Origin of the sequence: Brevundimonas sp. TWP2-3-4b1, from assembly GCF_049897665.1 — a bacterium.
Taxonomy (GTDB): Bacteria; Pseudomonadota; Alphaproteobacteria; order Caulobacterales; family Caulobacteraceae; genus Brevundimonas; species Brevundimonas subvibrioides_B.
Genome location: NZ_JAFCWQ010000004.1, coordinates 95,083 through 118,359 on the forward strand (window position 1 = coordinate 95,083; position 23,277 = coordinate 118,359).

General features: G+C 68.1%; 24 protein-coding genes. 11 read left to right on the forward strand and 13 right to left on the reverse strand.

Translation table 11 applies throughout. The features are described from left to right. Nucleotides 1–237: 237 nt before the first annotated feature. Nucleotides 238–1,629, forward strand: a complete 1,392-nt coding sequence (locus tag ACP7A5_RS04975; RefSeq protein ID WP_426040870.1) for a methylmalonyl-CoA mutase family protein — start codon at nt 238–240, stop codon at nt 1,627–1,629. Next, on the forward strand, nt 1,626–3,770 hold the full coding sequence (scpA, locus tag ACP7A5_RS04980) for a methylmalonyl-CoA mutase (RefSeq protein ID WP_426040871.1): 2,145 nt from the start codon (nt 1,626–1,628) through the stop codon (nt 3,768–3,770). The genes ACP7A5_RS04975 and scpA overlap by 4 nt, the downstream gene beginning before the upstream one ends. Nucleotide 3,771: 1 nt before the next feature. Here the strand turns inward: scpA and ACP7A5_RS04985 are convergent, their stop codons facing one another. The 5 genes from ACP7A5_RS04985 to ACP7A5_RS05005 all read right to left on the reverse strand — a co-directional run bounded on the left by ACP7A5_RS04985 (nt 3,772) and on the right by ACP7A5_RS05005 (nt 9,451). Beyond that, nucleotides 3,772–4,182, reverse strand: a complete 411-nt coding sequence (locus tag ACP7A5_RS04985; RefSeq protein WP_426040872.1) for a hypothetical protein — start codon at nt 4,180–4,182, stop codon at nt 3,772–3,774. A gap of 21 nt (nt 4,183–4,203) precedes the next feature. Continuing rightward, the gene (gene mnmC, locus ACP7A5_RS04990) at nt 4,204–6,024 is read right to left on the reverse strand and encodes an FAD-dependent 5-carboxymethylaminomethyl-2-thiouridine(34) oxidoreductase MnmC (protein WP_426040873.1); all 1,821 of its coding nucleotides are present in this window, start codon (nt 6,022–6,024) and stop codon (nt 4,204–4,206) included. 115 nt (nt 6,025–6,139) lie between these two features. Further along, entirely contained in the window at nt 6,140–6,421 is a 282-nt protein-coding gene (locus ACP7A5_RS04995; protein ID WP_426040874.1) for a hypothetical protein, read from the reverse strand. 259 nt (nt 6,422–6,680) lie between these two features. Next, nucleotides 6,681–7,553 carry a flagellar motor stator protein MotA gene (motA, locus tag ACP7A5_RS05000; protein WP_426040875.1) on the reverse strand — a complete coding sequence of 291 codons (873 nt, stop codon included), beginning with the start codon at nt 7,551–7,553 and terminating at the stop codon, nt 6,681–6,683. 98 nt (nt 7,554–7,651) lie between these two features. Further along, nucleotides 7,652–9,451, reverse strand: a complete 1,800-nt coding sequence (locus ACP7A5_RS05005; protein WP_426040876.1) for a long-chain-acyl-CoA synthetase — start codon at nt 9,449–9,451, stop codon at nt 7,652–7,654. A 358-nt stretch (nt 9,452–9,809) separates the two neighbouring features. Between ACP7A5_RS05005 and ACP7A5_RS05010 the strand changes: the two genes are divergently transcribed. After that, nucleotides 9,810–10,352 carry a hypothetical protein gene (locus ACP7A5_RS05010; RefSeq protein WP_426040877.1) on the forward strand — a complete coding sequence of 181 codons (543 nt, stop codon included), beginning with the start codon at nt 9,810–9,812 and terminating at the stop codon, nt 10,350–10,352. A 66-nt stretch (nt 10,353–10,418) separates the two neighbouring features. Here ACP7A5_RS05010 and ACP7A5_RS05015 read toward each other — a convergent pair whose 3' ends face one another. The 4 genes from ACP7A5_RS05015 to ACP7A5_RS05030 all read right to left on the reverse strand — a co-directional run bounded on the left by ACP7A5_RS05015 (nt 10,419) and on the right by ACP7A5_RS05030 (nt 15,044). Beyond that, on the reverse strand, nt 10,419–11,738 hold the full coding sequence (locus tag ACP7A5_RS05015) for a PQQ-dependent sugar dehydrogenase (protein WP_426040878.1): 1,320 nt from the start codon (nt 11,736–11,738) through the stop codon (nt 10,419–10,421). Between the two features lie 10 nt (nt 11,739–11,748). Beyond that, a complete protein-coding gene (locus tag ACP7A5_RS05020) occupies nt 11,749–12,288 on the reverse strand; it encodes a lipocalin family protein (protein ID WP_426040879.1) in 540 nt (179 codons plus the stop codon). 66 nt (nt 12,289–12,354) lie between these two features. Beyond that, nucleotides 12,355–13,272 (reverse strand): DUF1206 domain-containing protein, encoded by a 918-nt coding sequence (locus ACP7A5_RS05025; RefSeq protein ID WP_426040880.1) that lies wholly within the window; start codon nt 13,270–13,272, stop codon nt 12,355–12,357. A gap of 146 nt (nt 13,273–13,418) precedes the next feature. Beyond that, entirely contained in the window at nt 13,419–15,044 is a 1,626-nt protein-coding gene (locus ACP7A5_RS05030) for an NAD(P)/FAD-dependent oxidoreductase (protein ID WP_426040881.1), read from the reverse strand. Between the two features lie 265 nt (nt 15,045–15,309). Here ACP7A5_RS05030 and ACP7A5_RS05035 point away from each other — a divergent pair, with 265 nt between their 5' ends. The 6 genes from ACP7A5_RS05035 to ACP7A5_RS05060 all read left to right on the forward strand — a co-directional run bounded on the left by ACP7A5_RS05035 (nt 15,310) and on the right by ACP7A5_RS05060 (nt 20,029). Then, nucleotides 15,310–15,747, forward strand: coding sequence for a response regulator (locus ACP7A5_RS05035; RefSeq protein ID WP_426040882.1), 438 nt, complete (start codon nt 15,310–15,312; stop codon nt 15,745–15,747). Nucleotides 15,748–16,127: 380 nt separating this feature from the next. Then, nucleotides 16,128–16,796, forward strand: a complete 669-nt coding sequence (locus ACP7A5_RS05040; protein WP_426040883.1) for an IPTL-CTERM sorting domain-containing protein — start codon at nt 16,128–16,130, stop codon at nt 16,794–16,796. Between the two features lie 210 nt (nt 16,797–17,006). After that, a complete protein-coding gene (locus ACP7A5_RS05045; protein ID WP_426040884.1) occupies nt 17,007–17,960 on the forward strand; it encodes an ABC transporter ATP-binding protein in 954 nt (317 codons plus the stop codon). Beyond that, nucleotides 17,957–18,724 carry an ABC transporter permease gene (locus tag ACP7A5_RS05050; protein ID WP_426036267.1) on the forward strand — a complete coding sequence of 256 codons (768 nt, stop codon included), beginning with the start codon at nt 17,957–17,959 and terminating at the stop codon, nt 18,722–18,724. Before ACP7A5_RS05045 ends, ACP7A5_RS05050 begins: the two co-directional genes overlap by 4 nt. A gap of 12 nt (nt 18,725–18,736) precedes the next feature. Continuing rightward, nucleotides 18,737–19,018, forward strand: a complete 282-nt coding sequence (locus tag ACP7A5_RS05055) for a DUF427 domain-containing protein (protein ID WP_426040885.1) — start codon at nt 18,737–18,739, stop codon at nt 19,016–19,018. A gap of 63 nt (nt 19,019–19,081) precedes the next feature. Then, nucleotides 19,082–20,029, forward strand: a complete 948-nt coding sequence (locus tag ACP7A5_RS05060) for a hypothetical protein (protein WP_426040886.1) — start codon at nt 19,082–19,084, stop codon at nt 20,027–20,029. A gap of 9 nt (nt 20,030–20,038) precedes the next feature. Here the strand turns inward: ACP7A5_RS05060 and ACP7A5_RS05065 are convergent, their stop codons facing one another. Beyond that, nucleotides 20,039–20,440, reverse strand: coding sequence for a hypothetical protein (locus ACP7A5_RS05065; protein ID WP_426036273.1), 402 nt, complete (start codon nt 20,438–20,440; stop codon nt 20,039–20,041). A 49-nt stretch (nt 20,441–20,489) separates the two neighbouring features. Continuing rightward, a complete protein-coding gene (locus ACP7A5_RS05070) occupies nt 20,490–21,005 on the reverse strand; it encodes a hypothetical protein (protein WP_426040887.1) in 516 nt (171 codons plus the stop codon). 64 nt (nt 21,006–21,069) lie between these two features. On the opposite strand from ACP7A5_RS05070, the gene ACP7A5_RS05075 reads away from it, so the two are divergent. Both ACP7A5_RS05075 and ACP7A5_RS05080 read left to right on the forward strand, forming a co-directional pair. Beyond that, entirely contained in the window at nt 21,070–21,684 is a 615-nt protein-coding gene (locus ACP7A5_RS05075) for a hypothetical protein (RefSeq protein ID WP_426040888.1), read from the forward strand. A gap of 65 nt (nt 21,685–21,749) precedes the next feature. Beyond that, nucleotides 21,750–22,421 carry a DsbA family oxidoreductase gene (locus ACP7A5_RS05080; protein ID WP_426040889.1) on the forward strand — a complete coding sequence of 224 codons (672 nt, stop codon included), beginning with the start codon at nt 21,750–21,752 and terminating at the stop codon, nt 22,419–22,421. A gap of 127 nt (nt 22,422–22,548) precedes the next feature. On the opposite strand, the gene ACP7A5_RS05085 is transcribed toward ACP7A5_RS05080, so the two are convergent. Both ACP7A5_RS05085 and ACP7A5_RS05090 read right to left on the reverse strand, forming a co-directional pair. Continuing rightward, nucleotides 22,549–22,893 (reverse strand): type II toxin-antitoxin system RelE/ParE family toxin, encoded by a 345-nt coding sequence (locus tag ACP7A5_RS05085; protein WP_426036283.1) that lies wholly within the window; start codon nt 22,891–22,893, stop codon nt 22,549–22,551. Beyond that, complete coding sequence (locus ACP7A5_RS05090; RefSeq protein ID WP_426040890.1) at nt 22,890–23,168, reverse strand: ribbon-helix-helix domain-containing protein; 279 nt, start codon at nt 23,166–23,168, stop codon at nt 22,890–22,892. Before ACP7A5_RS05090 ends, ACP7A5_RS05085 begins: the two co-directional genes overlap by 4 nt. Nucleotides 23,169–23,277 lie beyond the last annotated feature (109 nt).

A 23,277-nucleotide genomic window follows, 5' to 3' on the forward strand; every position in this document is an offset into this window, starting at 1 on the left:
GATCAAGGCGTGGCCGCATTGAGAGGCCTTTTGTCCATCACGCCCTGATGCGGGGTTATACTGCCGTTCTTCTGGTGGAGGGATCGGCATGGGCCGGATCGGGGACGGAGCGGCTGCGGGCGGGCGCGACTCTGTCGACTCTGTCGAGTCGCTTTTGGAGTCGCGCGGTCAGTCGATCCGGCTGGACGCCCGGCGCCTGCGGTAGCAATACGGCGCGTGAACCTCGCCGGAGCCTGCATGTCCCAGCCTTTCCCGATCCCGTTGCCCGCCGAATGGCGCGCCGAGGCCGAGAAGGCGCTGAAGGGCAGGCCGGTCGAGGGTCTCGTTCATCTCGACGCAGACCACCTGACGACGCGTCCGCTGTACGGCCGGGCCAATGCGACGGCGGCGGTCTTCGCGCCCCGCGCTTCGGACGCCGACGGTCGCCCCTGGGACCTGCGCACCCAGGTCGAGGGCGATGACCCCGAGGCCGCCAATGCGGCGATCCTCGCCGATCTCGAAGGCGGCGCCGCCTCGGTCATCCTCTCAGGCGAGGTTCTGACCGATAGTGAACCACTCGGTCGAGCGCTGCACGGCGTGGCGCTGGAGCTGGCCCCTGTCGGCCTCGACGCCGGTCTCGCCGGGCCGGACGCCGCCAACGCCCTGGCCGTCGTCGCCAAGGGCTCCCCCCGCGCGAAGCTGATGTTCCACATGGACCCGCTGAGCGCCTTCGCCGCAACGGGCGGCTCGCCCCGTTCGATTGAGGAGCATATCAGCCTCGCCGCCAACACCGCGGCCCGCCACGCCGGGGCCTATCCGGAAGCCAGTTTCTTCCTCGTCACCGGCCGGGCCGCGCACGAGGCCGGAGGCTCCGCCGGTCAGGAACTGGGCTTCGCCGCCGCCGCCGCTGCGGCTTGCCTGAATGCCGCCGTGGACGCGGGCCTGCCCATCGAGCGCGCCCTGACCGGGACGGTCCTGGGCGTCAGCGTCGACGCCGAGTATTTCGACAGCCTGGCCAAGGTTCGGGCCCTGCGCCTGATCTGGCGCTCGATCTCCAGAGCCTTCGGCGATGAGACCCCCGCCCGGATCGAGGCCCGCTCTTCGCGCCGGATGCTGGCCGCCAGGGATCCCTGGCCCAACCTGCTGCGCCTGACCGCCGCCGGCTTCGCCGGCGCTGTGGGCGGCGCCGACGCCGTGGTGCTCGACGGCTTCAGCCGCGCGCTCGGCCGGCCCGACGCCTCCGCCCGTCGTCAGGCCCGCAACACCCAGCTGATCCTGATGGAAGAGGCCCACATCGGCCGCGTCGCTGATCCTGCGGCAGGGTCCTGGTATCTCGATCACCGCACCCGCGATCTCGCCGAAGCCGGCTGGGCCGAGTTCCAGCGCATCGAGCGCGAGGGCGGCATCGTCGCCTCCCTGCGCGGCGGCGCCCTGCAGCAGAGGATTGCCGCTGCCCGCGCGTCGGCCAAGGCCGCTCTGTCCGAAGGTGGCGGCCAGATGGTCGGGGTTACGAAGTTCGTCGACGCTGACGTCCGCCCCGTGTCGGTCGAGGCCTCCACCACTGAACCGCCCGCCACCCCGGGCGACCGCTGCCCGCCTCTGCCGCCCTTGCGCTGGGCCGAAGCCTTCGAGCAGGAGACGGCGGCATGACCACCCCCGATTTCACCAGAACCGCCCTCGATCTGTCGCCGCTGAACGGCGCCCTTGACCGCGCGCCCATCCGCACGCCCGAGGGCATCGACATCGCTCCCGTTTACGACGCGGCGGCCATCGCAGACCTCGACTTCATCGACGGCCTGCCCGGGTTCGCGCCGTTCGTGCGCGGCCCCTATCCGACCATGTACGCGTCCAACCCCTGGACCGTGCGCCAGTATGCCGGCTTCTCCACCGCCGAGGCTTCCAACGCCTTCTATCGCCGCAACCTTGCGGCCGGTCAGAAGGGGCTCAGCATCGCCTTCGACCTGGCCACCCACCGGGGCTACGACTCCGACCACCCGCGCGTCGCCGGCGACGTCGGCATGGCGGGGGTGGCGATCGATTCCATCCTCGATATGCGGACCCTGTTCGACGGCATCCCGCTGGACCAGATGTCGGTGTCGATGACCATGAACGGCGCCGTCCTGCCGATCCTGGCCCTCTACGTCGTCGCGGCGGAAGAGCAGGGCGTCGAGCACAAGGACCTGACCGGGACCATCCAGAACGACATCCTCAAGGAGTTCATGGTCCGCAACACCTACATCTATCCGCCCGGGCCCTCGATGCGGATCATCGCCGACATCTTCGCCTGGACGACGCAGGAGACGCCGAAGTTCAACTCCATCTCGATCAGCGGCTACCACATGCAGGAGGCGGGAGCCTCGGCCGACCTCGAGCTGGCCTACACCCTGTCCGACGGGCTGGAATACATCCGCGCCGGTGTCGCGGCGGGCATGGACGTGGACCGGTTCGCGCCGCGCCTGAGCTTCTTCTGGGCCATCGGCATGGACTATTTCATGGAGGTGGCCAAGCTTCGCGCGGGCCGCCTGCTGTGGGCGGAGGCGGTGCAGGCCGAGTTCGCGCCGAAGGACCAACGCAGCCTGTCCTTGCGGGCCCACTGCCAGACCTCGGGCTGGTCGCTGGCGGCCCAGGGCGTGTTCAACAACGTGCCCCGCACCATGGTCGAGGCCATGGCGGCGGCGGGCGGCCAGACCCAGTCCCTGCACACCAACTCGCTCGACGAGGCCCTGGCGCTGCCGACCGACTTCTCGGCCCGGATCGCGAGGAACACCCAACTGCTGCTGCAGCTCGAGACCGGCCTGACCCGGGTGATCGACCCCTGGGGCGGCAGCTTCTTCGTCGAGCGCCTGACCCACGAACTGGCGGAACGCGCGCGCGCCCACATGGCCGAGGTCCGCGAACTGGGCGGTATGGCTGCGGCCATCGAGGCGGGGGTGCCCAAGCTCCGCATCGAGGAGGCGGCGGCCCGCACCCAGGCCCGGATCGACACCGGCCAGCAGACGGTCGTGGGCGTGAACCGCTACCTGAACGACGTCGCGGACGACATTCCCGTGATGAAGGTCGACAACGCCGCCGTGCTGTCGGCGCAGATCGAGAAGTTGAAGCGTCTCCGCGCCGAACGCGACGAGGCGAAGACCCAGGCTGCGCTCGACGCCCTGACAGCCGGCGCCGAAGGCTCGGAGAACCTGCTCGAACTCTGCGTCCGCGCCGGTCGCGCCCACGCCACGGTCGGCGAGATGTCTGACGCCCTGGAAGCCGCCTTCGGCCGCCACGTCGCCACGGTGAAGACCGTCTCAGGCGTCTACGCCCGCGAGGCCGGCAAGGATCCGAAAATCTCACGCGCCCGCGACATGGTCGCCGCCTTCGTCGAAAACGACGGCGGTCCGCCGCGCATCCTGATCGCCAAACTGGGCCAGGACGGCCACGACCGGGGCCAGAAGGTTGTCGCCACGGCCTATGGCGACCTCGGCCTCGACGCCGTCGCCGGTCCCCTGTTCCAGACACCGGAAGAGGCGGCGCGCGATGCGGTGAACAACAATGTCCACGTCGTCGGGGCGTCGTCGCTGGCGGCCGGGCACCTGACGCTGGCGCCCGCGCTGATCGCCGAACTCAAGAAGCTGGGCCGCTCCGACATCATGGTGACGGTCGGCGGGGTGATCCCGCCCGCCGACGTCCAGACCCTGCTGGATATGGGCGTGGCCGCCGTCTATCCGCCCGGATCCGTCATCGCCGACACGGCCATCGACCTGATCGAGAAGCTGAATCGCAAGCTGGGATACGCCCAGAAGGCCTGAATCAGGGGCGCTGGCGCCCCGGCAAGGCCTCGACCTCGGCCTCGGTCAGGGAGCGTTCAATGCGCGCGAAGCACTGGTCCGGGCCGAAGCGGACGTTCGGCAAGGCGATCCGTGCACTGTCGCCGACGCAGACCTGACTGCCGATCCCCGTCGCCGGCGTGATGACCAGGGCGTTGGCGTTTCCGATATCGGGGCAGCCGCCCGCCTGGATCGCGAACACGCCGCCGCCCAGGACCTTGACGTAGATCTGCTCGGTCCCGCCTCGCGTGAAGTTGGTGATCCGGGCGGGCTGGAAGCACTGGCGCGCGCCGCCGTCGGGCGTGCCGATCCCGGAGCCGGGCGCGGCGCCGTCGGTGGGCGCGCATGCGGCGACGCTGGACAGGACGATGACAAGGGCGATCGGTCGGCGCACAGCGGCGTCTCTTCCTTCCAGCTAGACGCGTCGACCGTCCTCCGGCCTTGCGCCGGGCGCAAGGGCCGCTCGCGACGGCGTGATCCGCTCGACGACATTGCGGGGCAGGGGCGAGGGCTGGCCCGAGACCAGCGCGGCGACATGTTCTCCCAGCAGAGGCGCGAGGCAGAAGCCTCGCGATCCCAGGCCGCCAAGGACGAACAGACCGGCATGGCCGGGTACGGCGCCGGCGATCGGCAGGCGGTCTCGCGTGGTCGCCCGGGTCGCGACCCGGGAGCGGACGGCGCCCAGCGCGAGGCCTGCGGCGAGACCCGGCAGGCGGGCTGCGAGCGCGGCGAGATTCCGCTCTGTGTCGGCCGGACGGATGTCCGTGGCGGTATCGTCCCGGACGTGGGTGGCCCCGAACAGGAAGCCGGTCCCCGTCGGCGCGACATAGCCGCCCCAGGCCATGGCTGCGGGTTCGCCTTCCCCTTCGACCCATTCGGCTTGGCCCCGCACCGGCGACAGGCGCAGATCCGGCGCCAGGCCGATGGAGCCCGCGCCTGCGCACAGCACCACCGTCTCCGCCTCCGCGAGCACGGCGCCGGTCGCATCAACAACCCGCCATCCTCGGGCATGAGGTTCGACACGCGCCGCCTCCCCGGCGCGTACCGCGTCGGGACTGAGCCAGTTCCTCAGGATCGTGGGCGGAGCGACGACGAAGGCGCAGGCCATGCACAGGCCCGGGCCCTCGACCGGCTCGCCGGCGATGCGGGACGCTTCGCTGTCGTTCGCCAGGGTGATCTCGCCGTCTGCCCAGATCGGCTGGGTTGCGATCCGCTCGAAGCGTCGGGCATCGCGTTCTGTGCCTGCGAGTTGCAGCACGCCGCGCGCAATGACCGCGCCGGGCAAGAGGCTGTAAAGGGCGCCGGCCCGCTCCAGCGCCTGGGCGAACAGGGCGGCCACCGGCTCGTCGCCGAGGTCGAAGCGCGGCGTCACCAGGGCGGCCGGGAAGCCGGACGCGCCCGCTCCGCGGCCGTCGGCCTCGATCACAACAGGCGTGAGACCCGCAGCCGTCAAGGCGCGCGCCACAGCGGCTCCGGCGATCCCTGCGCCGATGACGATCACGCAGCGGGGCGGCGGGGCGACGGCGGGATCACCGGTCCGGCGCGCCTCGAGCCGCTCGCGCTTGCGGCCGTGTCCGGGGCGTTTGTCGACGGCGAAGCCGCGCTCGGCCAGACCGCGGCGGACCAGGCCTGCGACGGTGAAGGTCGCGACGCGGGCGTCGGGCGCCGACTTCGCGGCGATCTGATCGAAGACGGTCTCGGACCACATGCCCGGGTTCACAGAGGGCGCGAACCCGTCAAGGAACCAGGCGTCGGCGCGGCCCGTCCATTGATCCAGGGCCCATTCAGCCTCGCCCACGGCGAGGTCGAGCACGGCGTGGAACTCCGGCAGGTCGATGCGATGGAAGCCCGGGGTCGTGGCCGGCCAGCGCTCGGCGAGCGCCGCCGTCACCTCGTGAATCTCGGGCCAGGCGGACAGGGCGCGGCTCGCCTGGTCGGCGTCCAGCGGATAGCCCTCGATGGAGAAGATGTGCAGTCGCCCGTCTTCGGGACGATGTCGCCGCCACAGGTCGAGCAGGGCGGCGATGTTCAGCCCGCTGCCGAAGCCCAGCTCGGCGACGGTGAAATCCCGACGACCGGCCCAGGCCTCGGGCAGGCCGCATCCGGTCAGGAAGACCGCCCGGGTTTCGGCCAGCCCGTCTTCGGCCGAGAAATAGATGTCGCCATACCGGCCCGACCGGGGCTCCCCGGCCTCGGTCCAGACCAACCTGGGGTCGCGGTCATCCGTGTCGGTCATCGCGGGGTCTATAGGCGGCGTGGCGTATTGCGGGCACGAAAAAAGGGACCGCCCGGAGGCGATCCCTTTCCGTCAGACGAAGCGAACTCCGTCCGAATACCAGGTCCGTGAGGACTTAGTGAGCGGCCGGAGCGGCCGGAGCGGCCGGAGCCATAGCGGCGTCGGCAGCCGGGGCCATAGCGCCGTCGGCGGCCGGAGCAGCGGCGGCAGCGGCTTCACCAGCGGCGGCAGCAGCGTCCGTGGCGGCAGCGTCGGCGGTCGCAGCAGCGTCCGTGGCGGTGTCGGCGGCGGCAGCGGCGTCAGCCGAAGCGTCAGCGGCCTTGTCTTCGGCGGCGGGTTGGCAAGCAGCCAGGGTCAGGGCGGCGGCGGAGGCGGCGATCAGGGCGACGATGCGCATGATGTATATCCTTCAGAAGGGGGTTCAAGAGAGGTCATGAATCCTCTCCGTTGGGGAGATAACGGGATCGTGAGCGGATTCGCAAGCGAAATCTCACGGCTTCGTGATCGTCCGCGATCCGGGAAGGTTACGTATGAGGGTGAAGCCGTTCACCGGCTTCGGTCAACCGGCCCTGGGCGTCGGGCCTCGGGCTGACGGGATCATGACCGGCGGGAGCCGGCGTGAGGACGCCGTGTTCTGGAGCCCTCGAACGAAATGATCAGGCGGCCTCGGGCGGGTTCGCCGCAAGGTGTTCTTCCATCTCCATGAACGACGGCTGGGCCGACGACGGGATGTCGCCGCGTCCGATCTCGACCGAGATCTGCGCCGCGTTGCCGTGCAGGTGGGCGACCAGCACCGACTGGATGATTTTGTAGAATGCCGCTTCCTCGTCGACGATCGCCTGCAGGCGCGCTGCCAGCGGTCCGACCAGGCCATAGGCCAGGAATACGCCCATGAAGGTGCCGACCAAGGCGCCCCCGATCATCCCGCCGAGGATTTCTGGCGGTTCGGTGATCGATCCCATGGTCTTGATGACCCCCAGAACGGCCGCGACGATGCCCAGAGCGGGCAGGGCGTCGGCCATGTTCTGAAGCGCGTGAGGCGCGCCGGCCGCCTCGTGGTGATGCTTCTCCAGTTGTTTTTCCATCGCGTCCTCGATCTGGTGAGGATCCTCGAGGTTCATCGTCATCATCCGCAGGGTGTCGCAGATGAAATCGATCGCGAAATGGTCCTTCATGACCTTCGGATACTTCTGGAAGATCGAGGATTCGCCGGGCTTCTCGATATGGCTTTCCAGGGCGATGACGCCCTTGGACTTCATCGTCTTGGTCAGGGCGAACAGGAGGCTGAGCAGGTCCTTGTAGTCCTGTTTCTTCCATTTCGGCCCGGCGAAGGCCTTGCCCAACCCGCCCATGGCGGACTTCACCACGCCGATCGAGTTGGAGATCAGGAAGGCGGCGATGGCCGAACCGCCAATGGCCATCAACTCGTGTGGCGCGGCGTGGATGATGACCTCGAACTTGCCCCCGGCCAGGGCGTAGCTGCCGAACACCATGCCGAACAACATGACGATGCCGATGATCTGAAACATTTGGCGGTCCGACGTCCCCGGGAGCAGAGACGCCGACCTTCGCCATTAATGATTAACGGTCGCTTAGTCCTCCCCAAAAGCGAAGTGCAGGGGGAAGACTAAAGCCGGTTGTGGCCGTTCTGGATCGCGGCGAAACCCTCGGCGGTCAGCCTGGTATAGCCGGACTTGCCGCCCCGAACGTAGATCTGGCCGTCGATCTTCGCCGGATCGAAGCCCTCGGCCACCAGATCGACCTTGCGGTATTTGAAAGTCCCGGTCGTCTCCAGCGTCTTGGCCAGGCGCACGAACACGGGCCGCGCATAGGGCGGCAGCTGTTCGTCTGCCCAGACGGCGAAATCCTTGGCGGAGAACCGGCCCTCGACCACCAAGGTGACCATGCCGGCCTTGCCGTCGGCCCCCGGCACCGGGACGCCATAGGCGATGACCTCGTTGACGCCTGGCGCGTCGGCCAGCCGCTGTTCGACCTCGGCAGTCGAGACGTTCTCGCCCTTCCAGCGGAAGGTGTCGCCGATGCGGTCGACGAAGTAGAAATAGCCCTCCGAATCCTGGCGCATCAGGTCACCGGTGCGGAACCAGCGATCACCGCGCCGGAACACATCGGTCAGGATCTTCTTCTCCGACGCGGCCTTGTCGGCATAGCCGGAGAAGTCATGGCGGATGTTGTCGCCGATCATGCCGATGGCCTCGCCGATCTCGCCGGCCGAGGCCTCACGCACCAGGCCACTGGCGAGGCGCACTGGCTCTTCGGTATCGACGTCGAAGGCGACCAGGCGGATGTTGATCTGCTTCTTGAGGAATTTCGGGACCCGCCCGATGGCGCCCTGCTTGCCGTCGAAATTGAACAGCGACACATTGCCTTCGGTGGAGCCGTAGAACTCCAGAATCTCGGGAATGGCGAAACGGGACTGGAAGTCCGGCCAGACGTCGGGTCGCAGGCCGTTGCCGAAGGCCAGGCGGATCTTGTGGCCGCGCTCGCCCTCCTGCGGCGGGCCGTTCACCAGGTAGCGGCACAGTTCGCCGATATAGACGAACATCGTCGCGCCGGAGGTGTTCACGTCCCGCCAGAAGCTGGAGGTCGAGAATTTGCGCCGCAGAATCAGCCGCCCGCCGTTCAGCAGGGCGGGGCCGACACCGACCAGGCCGCCGGTCGAGTGATAGAGCGGCAGGACATTGAAGATCCGGTCCGTCGGCGTCGATTGGGTGCAGCCGGCGAAGGCGCGCATATAGGTCCGTGCCCGGGCATGGTGGATGCGCGCCGCCTTCGGCATGCCGGTCGTCCCGGAGGTGTAGATATAGAGCGCGGTGTCGCGGTTGGTGAGGCCGTCTCGGATGTTGCGGTTCGGGCGCACTGACGATCCGCTGCGCACGGCGTTGTCCAGTCCACGCCGCTCGGAGACCTCGTCGGCGTCCCTCAGGCCCAGGACCCACAGCATCATGGTGCGGCTGACGAAGGGCCGGGCCTCTTCGCACTTCCGCCAGGTCTCCTCGTCGGCCACGACCACGGCGACGCCGGCGATGTTGAGGCAGTGGGCCAGGGCCTGGCCGGTCAGGTTGGTGTTGATCAGGGCGGTGGCGATGCCGGCCTTCGAGAACCCCATCCAGGCGGCGATGTATTCCGCGCGGTTGGTCATCACCAGAGCGATGACGTCTGTGCGCCGCAGGTTCCGGCTGCGCGCCCAGTGGGCATAGCGGTTCGCCATGCCGTCGAGGTCGCGATAGGTCAGCGACCGGTGCTCGTCCTCGAGGGCGATGTTGTCAGAGAACTTATCGACAGCTTCCTCGAAGTCGTCGCAGACCAGAACGTCGCTATCCAGGGCGATCGGCTTGATGCGCTTGAGCAGCCGACGCAGACCGGCCGCGAACTTGAGATCGCGTCGGATGTTGGCCGCCAAACCCATGGTCGCAGTCGCTCCGTATGCAGGCGTAAGTCAAACCGGTGATGAACAACCGGCGGGACGGGGTCAACCGGCAGGGGAATCCGTAGCGTCGGTCGGCGACGTTTCCGCCCGGGCGTGGCGCCGTTGCGTCGGCGCCGCCGGGTAAACCCAAGGCCGGGGCTCCGTTGGATCGAGTCTCCCGCAAGGCCCCCCTCAAGATTACCTGTTCGTGAATGCGAACAGGGGCAAGATTTGGCCGTGATTGCCGCAGACCGCGACCGGTTTGTGTCGATGACGGTGTTTCTTGAAGGCACGGGAGTTGTTTCGGAACCTCGATCGCCGACGGTTGTTTTCCCGGCATAACCTTGGAGTAACGCAGATGACTGTGACCTATACGGATGACGCCATTCGGAACACTTCGATCGAGGCCGATAACTTCGTGCCCCGCTACGCCCGCGCCAGGCGCGCGAACAAGGGTGTGCGGACCTGGATGATCCTCGCGCCGATCGGCGCCCTGGTCCTTATCGGCGGCGGCGCGGCCATGATGATGGGCGGCGGAACCGAGACCCAGCCCCTCGTCGAACCCCAACCCGTCGCGCCGATCGTCCGGCCCCTCGAGGCCGGGCCTGCCCCGCTGGAAAGCTCGGTCGCACCGGCTGCCCTGACGACCCCCGCCGCCGCTCCGGGTCCTTTCGTTCGCGACGCCGCCCCCACCCCGCCTCCCGCGGTTCAGCGTCGCGTCGGCGCCGTCGAAAGTCGAGCCGCTGCGACCGTCGCCGTGGCGCCGCGCACGGAAGCCGTGACCGAACCGACCGGCCCGCTTCCTTACAGGGCTTCGCCTTCAACCGGCGTGACCCCGACCGCCCCGGCGCCGACCGTGACGCCGCCGGCCCCGGCCATCCAGACCACCCCGCTGAACTGATCGGCGGCGAAGACAAGAAAGCCCCCGGTTCGCGCCGGGGGCTTTTTGCTGTCCGCGTTCCCGCGCTCAGGTCGCGGGAACGACCCGCCAGATGACATTGCCCACATCGTCGGCGACGAGCAGGGCCCCCAGTCGATCGACCTGCACCCCGACCGGCCGGCCCATCGCCTCGCCCTCGGCGTTGAGGAAGCCGGTCAGGAAGTCCTGCGGCGCGCCCGATGGCCTTCCGTTGGCGAAGGGCACGAAGATCACCTTGTAGCCGGCCTTCGGCTCGCGGTTCCACGATCCGTGCTGACCCACGAAGGCGCCGTGGTTGTAAGCGGCCGGGAAGGCGGTTCCTTCGTAGAAGGTCAGACCGAGCGACGCCGTGTGGGCGCCCAGTGCATAGTCGGGCGCGAGGGCGGCGGCGACCCTGGCCGCATCCTGGGGCTGGACCCGCGCATCGACTGTCTGGCCGTAATAGCTCCAGGGCCAGCCGTAGAAGCCGCCGTCCCGCACCGAGGTCATATAGTCTGGCACCAGGTCGTTGCCGAGTTCGTCCCGCTCGTTGACTGCGACCCAAAGCGCCTGGCTGTCCGGCTGCCAGGCCAGACCGACGGGATTGCGCAGGCCCGAGGCGAAGACCCGCTGGGCGCCTGTGGCGGTGTCGATCTCGTGGATGGCCGCGCGGCCTTCCTCCTCGTCCATCCCGTTCTCGCCGATGTTTGAGTTGGACCCGACGCCGACATAGAGCTTCGTCCCGTCCGCGGAGGCGACCAGGCTCTTGGTCCAGTGGTGGTTCCGGCCTGCGGGCAGGTTGGCGATCTTTGTCGCCGGCGCCGTGATCTGCGTCTGGCCCGCCTGATAGGGGAAGGCGACGACGGCGTCGGCATTGGCCACGAACAACCTGTCCCCGACCAGGGCCATGCCGAAGGGCGACATCAGGTTCTCAAGGAAGGTCGACCTGGTCTCCGCCACCCCGTCTCCGTCCGCGTCGCGCAGCAGGATGATGCGGTTGGGGCTCGGCGGCGCCGCGCCCGCCCGCTTCATCACCAGACCCATGACCCAGCCGCGAAGGCCGCCCGACTTGCCCTCCGGCTTGGGCGGCGCATTGGTCTCGGCAACCAGGATGTCGCCGTTGGGCAGGCGATAGAGCCAGCGAGGGTGATCGAGACCGCTCGCGAAGGCCTGGACCCGGAACCCCTGTGGCGCGGTCGGCATGACGCCGTCCGGCCACCCGACCGCCGGAGCGATATTCACCGTCGGCGCCAACAGGTTCCTGTGCGGCTCGACCAGGGTCGGCCGGGCTCCAAAGGTCGAGCCCTCGGGCGCGATCGGCCCGCTTCCGCAGGCCGCGAGCGTCAGGGCGGAGGCGCAGACGGCGAGCAGGAGAGGGCGGTGCGTCATCGGGTGCTTCCTAGAAGGCGGGGAATTCGAGGCGGCTGACATCGTAGCCCAGCGACCGGGCGCGCTCTACGAGGGCGGCGCGTTCGGCGGCGTCGGGAACCTCGCGCGTATAGATCCACAGTTTCTCGAACTTCGGATCGGCCGAGATGAACCAGCTGTAGTCCTCGGCGTGGTCCAGCACCCAGTACTCCCAGGTGATCAGACCGCCCAGATACCGCGCCCGGAGCTTGGCGTTGAAGCCGGGGTCGAGGATCGTGCCCGAGGCGCCGATGGCCTTCTCGCGACCGTCCGGCGTATTCTGCTGACACGTGTCGCGCACGCTGATCCGGGTCGGCGACTGGATGACATAGTTGGTCGCCCCGGCCACGCAGCCGTCGGTCAGGCTCATCGGCAGGCGGGCGATTTCCAGCCAGCGGCCGGAGTAGAACCGCTCCAGATCCACCGCTCGCGCCGGCTGGGGCGCGCGGACCTGATCGGCGGGTATGGAGGTGGCGCAGGCGCTGACGGCGACGACCGCGACGGCGGCCATGACCAGGGTTCGGATCGACATCGGCAGTCCTCGCGCGAGATGGAAAAGCATAGATACGAGGCCAGTTCCGTCGGCGGACGCGCTGGACTATCCGGCGGCCAGATCTTTCGGCACGCGGATGCGCCGGAAGCGGGCCTCGACGAAGGCATAGGCGCCGAAGGCGATCAGGCCGACGGCTGTCAGTCCCAGCATCAGGTCGCCGCCCGGCTGACGCTCCAGCGCCTCCAGCGCGGTGCCGAAGGTTTCGACCTTGGACGACTGGGCCCGCCATCCCGCCAGCGTCACGAACAGGGCCAGCGGCAGATAGGCCAGACCCCGCGCGACATAGCCGATCCGCGCCAGCGGCAGCACCCAGCGGCACACCGTCTGCGAACAGACCAGGGTCGCGCCGAAATCGTTGACGACGCCCATGACGACATTCCCGATGCCGACACCGGCGATGATCAGGCCGATGATCATCAGGGCCGCGCCGCCGAACGGCAGGTCCAGCAGGATGGAGGCCTTCTCCTGGTTCTCCGCCAACTGTTCGGCGCCCATCGACGGTCCCACCTCATCCAGCAGCTGGAACACGCCGGAGGCCAGCACGGCATAGGCCAGGCCGCTGAACCCCTGCGTCGCCCGCACGACCCATCCCTGTAGGTTCGAACCCTCGTGATCGACGTCGAACACGGCCTGTAACACGCGCCAGCCGACGAAGGCCCAAAGGCCGGCGCCGATCAGGATCAGCCAAAGCCGACCGAACGGCTGCTGCGCCAGGACATAGAGGACGCCGTGCGGATCGACGGCCTGCCCCCTCATACCGATGGCCGTGGCGAGCATCAGGATGCCGACCGAGACATAGACGAAGCCGTTGGCCGCGAAACCGAAGCGCGACGACGCCTCCAGCGCGTCATGCAGCCGCGGAAACCGGTCGCGCCATGTCCGCCGTTTGCGCAAACGGTCGAACAGGCCACTGAGGCCGGAACGCAGGCGGCCGATGCCGGGGTCGGGGAGTGAGGGAGCCATGTCATCTCGAACACGCGGAGCCGTTCAACGCCGGAGGTTGCGGATCGCTCCCGGGCGCAACATCGAAAGCGCCGCCGGGACAAGGGCCTGCGAAGGGCATGTGGAAATGACGCCGGGCTCAGCCTGGCCAATCCACCAATGTCCGCTTACGCCGCCGCCGCGCCAACCATCGATCGGGCGACGGCCTCGGCCACCTTGATCCCGTCGACGGCGGCCGAGAGGATGCCGCCCGCATAGCCGGCGCCTTCGCCGGCCGGGAACAGGCCGCGCACGGTCAGGCTCTGGAAGTCGGCGCCGCGGGTCATGCGAATCGGGGATGAGCTGCGGGTCTCCACGCCCGTCAGAACCGCCTGGGCGTCGTCGTAGCGGGCGATCTTGCGGCCGAACACGGGCAGGGCCTCGCGCATGGCGGCGATCACATAGTCGGGCATCAGCGGCGCCAGGTCGGTCGGGCGCACGCCCGGCTTGTAGCTGGGAACCACCTCCCCCAGGTCGGTCGAGGCGCGGCCCGCCAGGAAGTCGCCGACCAGCTGACCGGGCGCGAAATAGTCGCCGCCGCCGGCTACGTAGGCGAGGCTCTCCAGTTCCCTTTGCAGTTCGATGCCCGCCAGCGGGTGGTCGCTCCCGTAATCCTCTGGCGAAATTCCCACCACGAAGCCGGAGTTGGCGTTCCGCTCGTTGCGCGAATACTGGCTCATGCCGTTGGTGACCACGCGCCCAGGCTCGCTGGTCGCCGCCACCACCGTCCCGCCCGGGCACATGCAGAAGCTGTAGACGGTGCGCCCGTTGCTGCAGTGGTGCGACAGCGTATAGGCCGCCGCGCCCAGATCGGGGTGTCCGGCGCAGGGGCCGAACATCGCCCGGTCGATCCACGATTGCGGATGCTCGATGCGGAAGCCGATCGAGAACGGCTTGGCCTCGATGTGGACGCCACGCTCATAAAGCGTGTGGAAGGTGTCGCGCGACGAGTGACCGATGGCGACGACCACGTGGTCGGCCTCCAGGGTCTCGCCGGTGTGCAGGCGCACGCCCCGGATGCCGCCCTTGTCGAGCTCGATGTCGGTGACCCGGTGTTCGAAGCGGTATTCGCCGCCCAGGGCCTCGATCTTCTTGCGCATGGCCTCGACCATGGTCACCAGGCGGAAGGTGCCGATGTGGGGGTGGGCGTCAGTCAGGATCTCCTCCGGCGCCCCGGCCGCGACGAACTCGGTCAGCACCTTGCGCGCCAGGAAGCGCGGATCCTTGATCTGGCTGTAGAGCTTGCCGTCGGAGAAGGTGCCCGCGCCGCCCTCGCCGTACTGGACGTTGGATTCCGGGTGCAGCTTGCCCTTGCGCCACAGTTCCCAGGTGTCCTTCGTCCGTTCCCGCACCACCTTGCCGCGGTCGAGAATGATCGGCCTGAAGCCCATCTCGGCCAGGATCAGCCCGACGAACAGACCGCACGGCCCGGCCCCGATTACGATGGGTCTAAGGCGCTCGGCCTTTCCTCCGTCCCGGGGCGCGACGGCGACATGCCGATAGGCGACGTCCGGGGTGGGCTGCACGTGCACGTCGTTGGCGAAGCGGGCCAGCACCGCCGCCTCGTCCTTCACCTCGACGTCGAGGATATAGACTTTCAGGATCGCCGACTTCCTGCGCGCGTCATGCGCCCGCTTCCACACCGACCACGAGATCAGGTCGTGCGCCGGTACGCCGAGGCGCGTGGCAATCGCGGCCGGCAGGGCCTCCGGCGCGTGGTCGAGGGGCAGTTTGAGTTCGGACAGGCGCAACATCGGCGGCCTTGTAGCCGCTGGCGACGCCAAAGGCATGAGGAAGATGGGCGTCGCCTTATCGGCGAAAGCTCAAAGACCGCTTTCGACCCATAGGAGCCTCTCGATAGGTCTGCTTTTCGGCTTAGGGCTCGAACTGCCCTCGACCCTGGAAGGACCGGCTGACGCAACTTTGCTGGCCTTGGAGCCTTGAGAAGTAAGAGGCCGACCGTCGGTCTAGCGTGTGGCACGACAAGTCCGATCGTGGCTGGCCGCCTGAGGTAAGACGATGACCACACCGCAAGATGGCAAAACCCTAATGATCGTCGAGGACGAGGTGCTCGTCGCGATCACGCTCAGGTCCGAACTGGAGGACGCCGGATATCATGTCCTCAACCTGACAGACCGCATCGGAGATGCGCTTGAGGTTGCCAAGGCGAGCCAGCCGGATCTCGCGCTGGTCAATATCCAGCTGGTCGGCATCGAACTCGCCACGAAGCTGAAGGCCCTGGACGTTCCGGTCCTGCTGATCAGCGGGCAGGTCAGCCGCGCCCGGTCGGCCAGAACGGTCGCGATCGCCTCGTTACCGAAGCCCTACGACGCTGCGGACATGGTGCTTGCCGTTACCTACCTGCTGGGGTGCCTTCAGGGCGACGCCTCACTACCGAGGCCGAGCGGCCTCGAAGTGTTCGACGAAGACGGTTTCGGGCTCGCGCCAGCGGCCTGAGGATTGCGGCGGCGGGTGTCCGACGCCTTGAGAGCCCTGGAGAGTCTGGTTTCTGCCGCCACTCAAATGGCTGCGAACCACCCTCAACAGCCGTCCGGAAGGTCTGCTTCCGGGACACAGGGGTTCGATGTCCGGTTCCGGGCCTGATGCCAATGTCGGGGTCCGACCCTTAGCAGACCTCTGAAAGGTCCGGTTTCTGGCCGCCGGTCCGTCAGGTGGTTTCAAGCATCGTCCCAAAGACCGCAGGCGATTCCGGTTGAACGCGAACCCCGCTGCCCCTGCCACCGTGTCCGTGCCGACTTCACCCCGACTGGCTCAGCGGGGAGCCTTGCGTGTCGGCGTCGTTCCAGCTACCGATGTTTTCTTGGGGGGAGACTAAAATGCTATCAAGATTTGCGTGGGTTATTGCTTTTTTATCGTTGGCGATAGGGACGCCGGCCCTCGCTCAGAATATCGACACTAGGGCTGCTGCAACTACGGCGTTTACTGCTTTTGGATACGGGGGCGCTACCCAGACGTATGGCCAGACCTTTACGGTGCCCGGTGGGCAGACCGCCGTCAGCAGCTTCAGCTTCAAGCTGGCGACCGTCCCGGCTACCGCAACCTTCCGAGGTGTTTTGATGCAATGGAACAGCGGCACCAACCGCGCGACCGGACCCGTCCTGTACCAGAGCGGTGATGTCACCACGACGGGTGCAACGGTTCAGGATGTGACGTTCACTATACCGGGATCCGCCCCAGTTACTGCAGGTCAAACCTATGTGATTTTTGCATCCACCGTGAATAGCGCCGGGAGCGGGTCCGGTGGCTGGAGCATGACCAACTCTGACGTCCTGCCCGGTGGACGCCTCGTTTACCAGAACGCAGGGTCACAATCAGACTGGACGGGGACGGGTTGGTTTGGTTTAAACGGCAATGACTTTGGCGTCACTGTAAACTTCGGTCCGGCGCCCGTGCCGACCCTGTCGGAATGGGCCATGATCCTGTTCGGGCTGATCCTGGCAGGCGGAGCCGCGCTCTACATCCAGCGGCGGCAGTTGATCGCGTAACCAACTTCGCTCCCGGTTTGGAACGGCCCCGCTGGCGACGGTGGGGCCGTTTGTATGTCTGATACCCACCCGTAGCGGACATCGGCCATGCCCGCTTGCGGCCTCCAAAAGTCAGCAGTTGACGACTTACTCCACCCTTACGCCTTGAGCCGCGACCGAACGTCGCCATATTGCGGCGACGGCGCTTCGGCCGCTGGGGAGACGCGCCGAATGCCGCCGGTCATCGACATCAAGGGCCTGAGCAAGACCTACGCCTCCGGGCTGCAGGCGCTGAAGCCCACGGACCTCCAGATCGGCAAGGGCGAGATCTTCGCCCTGCTGGGCCCGAACGGGGCCGGCAAGACGACGATGATCTCGATCATCTGCGGCATCGTCACCCCCTCGACCGGCACTGTCACGGCCGACGGCCACGACATCAAAAAGGATTACCGCCAGGCGCGGATGAAGATCGGCCTGGTGCCCCAGGAACTGACCACCGACGCCTTCGAGACGGTGCTGGCCACGGTGACCCTGAGCCGGGGTCTGTTCGGCAAGGCGCCGAACCCGGCCCATATCGAACAGGTCCTTAAGGACCTCAGCCTGTGGGACAAGAAGGACTCCAAGATCATGACCCTGTCTGGGGGCATGAAGCGCCGGGTCATGATCGCCAAGGCCCTGAGCCACGAGCCCGACATCCTGTTCCTGGACGAACCGACCGCCGGGGTGGACGTCGAGCTGCGTCGCGACATGTGGAACCTGGTGCGCCGCCTGCGCGAGAGCGGCGTCACCATCATCCTGACCACCCACTATATCGAGGAGGCCGAGGAGATGGCCGACCGGGTGGGCGTGATCCTCAAGGGCGAATTGATCCTGGTGCAGGACAAGACCGAGCTTATGAAGAAGCTGGGTAGGAAGACCCTGACCCTGAACCTGCAGGACCCGCTGGAGCTCCTGCCGCCCGAACTGGCGGAGTGGCATCTGACCCTGCGCGACGAGGGCAACGAGCTGGAGTTCGTGTTCGATTCCAACGCCGAGCAGACCGGCGTGCCCTCCCTGCTGCGCAAACTCTCGGACCTCGGCATCGCCTTCAAGGACCTGAACACCCGCCAGAGCTCGCTGGAGGACATCTTCGTCAGCCTGGTCCATCGCGACCCGGTCGCCGCCAGCACCGGAGCCGCCGCATGACCTTCAACGGATACGGCGTCTGGGCCATCTACAGGTTCGAGATGGCGCGGGCGCTCCGCACCCTGTGGCAGTCGATCGTCACGCCCGTTATCACGACCGCCCTATATTTCGTCGTCTTCGGCTCGGCCATCGGCAGCCGGATGACCGAGATCGACGGCGTCCCCTACGGCGCCTTCATCGTGCCCGGCCTGATCATGCTGAGCCTGTTCACCCAGTCGATCTTCAACGCCTCGTTCGGCATCTATTTCCCGAAATTCACCGGCACGATCTACGAGCTGCTCAGCGCGCCCGTGTCGCCGTTCGAGATCGTCCTGGCCTATGTCGGGGCGGCGGCGACCAAGTCGGCGGTGCTGGGCCTGATCATCCTGGCGACCGCATCGCTCTTCGTGCCGCTGCAGATCCTGCACCCGGTCTGGATGCTGGCCATCCTGATCCTGATCTCGACGACCTTCAGCCTGTTCGGCTTCATCATCGGCATCTGGGCCCAGAGCTTCGAGCAGCTGAACTTTATCCCGATGCTGGTGGTGACGCCCCTGACCTTCCTGGGCGGGTCCTTCTATTCGATCCACATGCTGCCGGAGCCTTGGCGGACGATCACTCACTTCAATCCGGTGGTCTATCTGATCTCCGGATTCCGCTGGAGCTTCTACGGGACCGGCGACGTGCCGATCGTCTGGAGCCTCGTGGCGACATGCGGATTCCTCGTCGCCTGCCTCGCGGTCGTCGGGTGGATCTTCAAGACCGGCTATCGGCTCAAAACCTGACGGAGATGACAGATGACGGCTGCGACCTGGAACGGGGTGGTGATCGCCCGCTCGGACGATACCGTGGTGGTCGAGGGCAACCACTATTTTCCGCGTGACGCCGTGGATCCGGCCGTGTTGAAGGCCTCGACGACCACCTCGATCTGCCCGTGGAAGGGGACGGCCTCCTATTACTCGCTGGTCGTGGACGGGAAGGAGAACAAGGACGCCGTCTGGTACTATCCCGAGCCAAAGTCCGCCGCCGTCGAGATCGCCGGTCGAATGGCTTTCTGGAAGGGCGTCGAGGTTCGCTGACGGTACGGTCGGCTAAACTTCTGGCATTGGACGCCCCCGTCGTTCGCCGCTAAGACGCCTGCCATGTCGTCCGAGACCCCTCCAGGCCCCGCCGAAAACCGTCCGCCCGAGCCGTTCGTGCGTGGCCGGATCGTGTGGTCGCGCCCGCCCCGGCCCGTGTTCCGCGTCGGTCCCCTGCCGCGGGTGGCCCCGGCCCCGGCGGCTCGTCCTGTCCGACGGTCGGGCGCAGGCATACTGACCGGCTCGATGATCCCCCCGGCCCGGGCTGCGTCCCCCGCCGCCGGGGTCCTCCCGGAAGCACCGGTCGAGCCGGTCGTTGAGGCCGTGGCTCCCCAGCCAGAGCCGGTCGCGCCTGAGCCTGTCGTCGAAGCCGTCGCTCCCGAACCCGAGCCGGTCCAGGCCGCGCCCGAGCCGACGCCCGCGCCGCACGAAATCGTCATCGAGCCGGAGCCCGCCGTCACCGTGCCGCCGCCGCTCTCGACCGAGGCGAAGCCGGCCGCCAGGCCGCGCGAACTGCCTTCGGTGGTCGTGACCCCGGCGATCTACGCAACCATGGGCGCGGCCATGCAGAAGGTGGCCAGGGGCGACCGCTGGCCGATCGTCGCGGGTGTCGCGGCCCTCGTGGTCATCGGCGGCTTCATCTGGCTGGCCACCCTGCCTGCCCCGCAGCCCGTCGCTCCGGGCCCGACGCCTCTGGTTGCCGATGCCGCGCCTCCCGTAGAGACGACGGTGGTCGCTGAGCCTGCACCCGGGATCGAGACTGCGGCGCCGGTCCGCGCGACCTCCGCCCCTGCTCCGGCTGCCGCCGCGCCCGTGACGGCCCCGCCGCGCCGCCCGACCCAGGCCGCGCCCGTCGTGGTGGCGCCGCCCGCGCCGGTCGAGACCGCGCCCCGGCCCGATATCCAGACCGCGCCCCTGGTCGTGGAGCCGCCGACCCCGGCCGCGCCCGCGCCGGCGGATCCGGACGCACCCGTCTCGACCGCGCCCCAGCCCTTGAATCAGGGCCGCTGAACCAGGGCCTCAGCGCTCCGCCGCGCGGTAGGGCAGGTAGCCCCGCTCGACCATGCGGCGCAGGCCTTCATAGGCCTCCGACAGCTCCTCATAGGCGGCGCGCATGCCCGACAGCTTCGCCGCCTCGGCCGGGCCGATGGCCTGGCCCGCCTCCGACAGCCTCAGCGCCTCGGCGATCCAGCGCGCCCGCGCCGTCGCGGCGGCCACCGCCAGCCGCTGGAAGGCCGCCGGCTCGGTATGGTTGGCGCCCAGCCCCAGGACCTGCGGGATCACCTCCCGGTTGGAGACGAAGGCGGCGTAGTCGATCTGTTCCAGATGCCCGCGCAGCCTGCGCTGCTCCTGCGGGTCGCTGTCGCTGGGCTCGAAATGATCACGGCGGATGCGGCTGCTGGACGTCATCATGCTGGACACTCTGGTCCTCCTCGGGCGGTATCCCTGGGGCCAGCCTGCGCCAGACCGGTTAACGCCGCGTCAGCAGGCGGGGCCGGTCCGGCGCGGTCCAGCCGGGAGGCAGGGGCTCGGCCCATCCCTCGGGCGCGTCGTCCGGGGCCGGGAAATAGCCCGTCGCCGAGCGGTAGCCGAGGATGTACCAGATCTCGATCAGATAGCCGTGCAGCCGGGTCTGGTCCGCCGCCGGCCGTTTCGACGCCGCCCCGATGGCGATCCCCAGCCGCCCGGCCACGTCCGAGGCCTCCAGCGGCCCGTCGTCCTCGGCCAGGATGTCGTCGATCACCCCATCGACCCAGGCCGACAGGGTGGCCCGGTTCTTCGGCCCCTTCGGCCCGGCATAGGTCCCGTCGGCGTGGAACTTGTCCTCGTCGCGCAGGGCCTGCAGCCGCGCCCGGATCTCGTCCCCCAGCATCGCCCGCTCCTCATAGAGCGGCTCCGCCTTCGGTTTCCACAACCGCCACACCACCCCGCCGACGGCGGCGGCGAGCAGGACGAGGGTCGCCAGGATGCGCGCATAGTGAGCCATCCCCCATCATAGCCAGCGCGCCGCCCTGTGCTAGGCTGCTCCCGCGTTTGGACCGGGGGGGACGATGACGCTGCCACAGGCCAATCTGTTCGACTATTTCTCGGCCTTCGTGTCGGTGGTCCTCGGCCTGGCCGTGGCCGACATCGCCCACAGCCTGCACAGGCTGCTGGTCGCCCGGAAGCGGGTGAACTGGAGCCCGTTGCCGCTGCTCTCGGCCCTCGTCGTCTTCACCCTGATCATCGCCTATTTTCTCAGGCTCTGGGACAAGGGCCTCGGCATCACCGAGATCAGCTTCTATCGGGTGGCGGTCGAAGCCGCCTATGTCCTCCTCCTGTTCCTCGTGGCGGCGGCGACCCTGCCGGACGAGATCCCGCCCGAGGGGCTCGATCTGCAGGTCTGGTACATGGAGAACCGGGCCTATCTGTTCTGGCTGGCGGCTGTGGTCCAGGTCTGGAACCTCGTCGACTTCGTCCTCCATTTCCCAGAGCACGCGGCCAAGGGCGAGGCCGTGCCGATGGGCGACTGGATGGCGGTGGGCCAGGCGATCGGCGCCATGATCCTGACCGTGGTCCTGGCGCGCAGCTCGCGCCGGTGGCTGCACGGGATCGCCTTCGTCGGCATCCTGAGCCTGGCCCATTTCGGCTTCCGGGACTTCGCCATCGGCTACGTCCCGGACTGAGCCTGAAAGACTGGCGCTCCCTCCCGGCGCCCCCATATGCAACATGAACCGTTGCGGAGCCCGTCATGACCAAGCCCCTTCACATCGACTTCGTCTCCGACGTCGTCTGCCCCTGGTGCGTCGTCGGCCTCGGCGGGCTGGAGACGGCCCTCGACACGCTCAAGGCCGAGGGCATCACCGCCGAGATCGCCTTCCAGCCGTTCGAGCTGAACCCCGGCATGGCGGCTGAGGGCGAGAACGTCGCCGAACACATCGCCGCCAAATACGGCTCCACCCCCGAACAGTCGGCCGCCAACCGCGCCATGATCACCGCCCGCGCGGCCGAGGCCTGGCCCGGATTCGAGATGAAGATGGGCGCCGACAGCCGCATCTGGAACACCTTCGACGCCCACCGCCTGCTGGCCTGGGCCGGCGAACAGGGGCCGGAGCATCAGAAGGCGCTCAAGGCGGCCCTGTTCCGCACCCATTTCACCGACGGGAACAACCTGACCGACGCCGGCGTCCTGACCCGGGCCGCCGGGGCCGCCGGTCTCGACCGCGCCGGGGCGGCCGAGGTGCTCGCCTCCGGCCGCTACGCCGCCGAGGTCCGCGCCGAACAGGCCCTGTGGCGCAGCCGCGGCATCAACTCGGTCCCCGCCGTGGTCGTCGAGGGCAGATACCTGATCTCCGGCGGCCAGCCCGCCGCCGTGTTCGAGGAGGCCCTGCGCAAGATCGCGGCGGAACAGGCGGCGGCCTAACCCTCTCCCCTTGCGGGAGGCGTCGATGCGGCTGAGAATCTTGAAAATGGGCATGTGTGGACCTCTCCGTGAACACGGATAGGGATCCATAGACCTCATAGAAATACAAGCAAAAGTAGTATTCATCTCACCCGAGCCGACGCGGCAGGTCCATGCTTTCGTGCAGGAGGTGGACGATCTCGACCCTGGCATCGTCGAAGCGGAAGGCCACGACGTGGCGGGGTTGGCCGACCCGGTCGGCGGGGGCGATGCGCTGGCGGCTGTGGCGAACGGGGTAGAGGCGGAGGTCGGCGGGGATGCCGCGAAGCGTGCTGACGCCGGGCCGGGTCGGATTCTCGGCGATGTCGCGATAGGCGCTCTGGATCAGGAGGCGGTAGCGATCCGCAGCGGCGGGTCCGAACTGGGCTTCGCTGTGGCGGAGAATTTCTTCGGCTTCCAGATCGGCCTCACGTGAGACGTCGAGCCGTCTCACCCCACGCGAACGCGCTTCATGACGCCGTCAAAATAGGCATCCAGATCGGTGATCTCGATACCCTCGCCGCGATCGAGGCCGTCGATGGCCTTTTTGAGCTTGGCGTTCAGGCGAGCGAGCCTGGTCTCATCGTCCATGTGGTCGGTCGCGCGTTCGCGCAGCAGGTCGACGGCGTCCGCAATCACCGCGTCCCGGTCGCGGTAGGCGCCGGAGGCGACCTGTTCCTCGATGAAGGCGTCGAGCACGGGCGGAAGGGTGAGGGCTGGGTTCGCCATGGGCGGAGGATAGCACACTCCTCCCCCGTTGGGGGAGGTGGCTCGGAGCGCAGCGGAGAGACGGAGGCGGCCGGGCGCGCGACGGGTGGCAGAATGGCTGGCACCGCAT

What these genes read in the sequence shown, in the direction of transcription:
- ACP7A5_RS04975 (WP_426040870.1), top strand. Translation starts at nt 238, where the DNA reads ATGTCCCAGCCTTTCCCGATCCCGTTGCCCGCCGAATGGCGCGCCGAG.
- scpA (WP_426040871.1), top strand. Translation starts at nt 1,626, where the DNA reads ATGACCACCCCCGATTTCACCAGAACCGCCCTCGATCTGTCGCCGCTG.
- mnmC (WP_426040873.1), bottom strand. Translation starts at nt 6,024, where the DNA reads ATGACCGACACGGATGACCGCGACCCCAGGTTGGTCTGGACCGAGGCC.
- ACP7A5_RS04995 (WP_426040874.1), bottom strand. Translation starts at nt 6,421, where the DNA reads ATGCGCATCGTCGCCCTGATCGCCGCCTCCGCCGCCGCCCTGACCCTG.
- motA (WP_426040875.1), bottom strand. Translation starts at nt 7,553, where the DNA reads ATGTTTCAGATCATCGGCATCGTCATGTTGTTCGGCATGGTGTTCGGC.
- ACP7A5_RS05005 (WP_426040876.1), bottom strand. Translation starts at nt 9,451, where the DNA reads ATGGGTTTGGCGGCCAACATCCGACGCGATCTCAAGTTCGCGGCCGGT.
- ACP7A5_RS05010 (WP_426040877.1), top strand. Translation starts at nt 9,810, where the DNA reads ATGACTGTGACCTATACGGATGACGCCATTCGGAACACTTCGATCGAG.
- ACP7A5_RS05015 (WP_426040878.1), bottom strand. Translation starts at nt 11,738, where the DNA reads ATGACGCACCGCCCTCTCCTGCTCGCCGTCTGCGCCTCCGCCCTGACG.
- ACP7A5_RS05020 (WP_426040879.1), bottom strand. Translation starts at nt 12,288, where the DNA reads ATGTCGATCCGAACCCTGGTCATGGCCGCCGTCGCGGTCGTCGCCGTC.
- ACP7A5_RS05025 (WP_426040880.1), bottom strand. Translation starts at nt 13,272, where the DNA reads ATGGCTCCCTCACTCCCCGACCCCGGCATCGGCCGCCTGCGTTCCGGC.
- ACP7A5_RS05030 (WP_426040881.1), bottom strand. Translation starts at nt 15,044, where the DNA reads ATGTTGCGCCTGTCCGAACTCAAACTGCCCCTCGACCACGCGCCGGAG.
- ACP7A5_RS05035 (WP_426040882.1), top strand. Translation starts at nt 15,310, where the DNA reads ATGACCACACCGCAAGATGGCAAAACCCTAATGATCGTCGAGGACGAG.
- ACP7A5_RS05040 (WP_426040883.1), top strand. Translation starts at nt 16,128, where the DNA reads ATGCTATCAAGATTTGCGTGGGTTATTGCTTTTTTATCGTTGGCGATA.
- ACP7A5_RS05045 (WP_426040884.1), top strand. Translation starts at nt 17,007, where the DNA reads ATGCCGCCGGTCATCGACATCAAGGGCCTGAGCAAGACCTACGCCTCC.
- ACP7A5_RS05050 (WP_426036267.1), top strand. Translation starts at nt 17,957, where the DNA reads ATGACCTTCAACGGATACGGCGTCTGGGCCATCTACAGGTTCGAGATG.
- ACP7A5_RS05055 (WP_426040885.1), top strand. Translation starts at nt 18,737, where the DNA reads ATGACGGCTGCGACCTGGAACGGGGTGGTGATCGCCCGCTCGGACGAT.
- ACP7A5_RS05060 (WP_426040886.1), top strand. Translation starts at nt 19,082, where the DNA reads ATGTCGTCCGAGACCCCTCCAGGCCCCGCCGAAAACCGTCCGCCCGAG.
- ACP7A5_RS05070 (WP_426040887.1), bottom strand. Translation starts at nt 21,005, where the DNA reads ATGGCTCACTATGCGCGCATCCTGGCGACCCTCGTCCTGCTCGCCGCC.
- ACP7A5_RS05075 (WP_426040888.1), top strand. Translation starts at nt 21,070, where the DNA reads ATGACGCTGCCACAGGCCAATCTGTTCGACTATTTCTCGGCCTTCGTG.
- ACP7A5_RS05080 (WP_426040889.1), top strand. Translation starts at nt 21,750, where the DNA reads ATGACCAAGCCCCTTCACATCGACTTCGTCTCCGACGTCGTCTGCCCC.
- ACP7A5_RS05090 (WP_426040890.1), bottom strand. Translation starts at nt 23,168, where the DNA reads ATGGCGAACCCAGCCCTCACCCTTCCGCCCGTGCTCGACGCCTTCATC.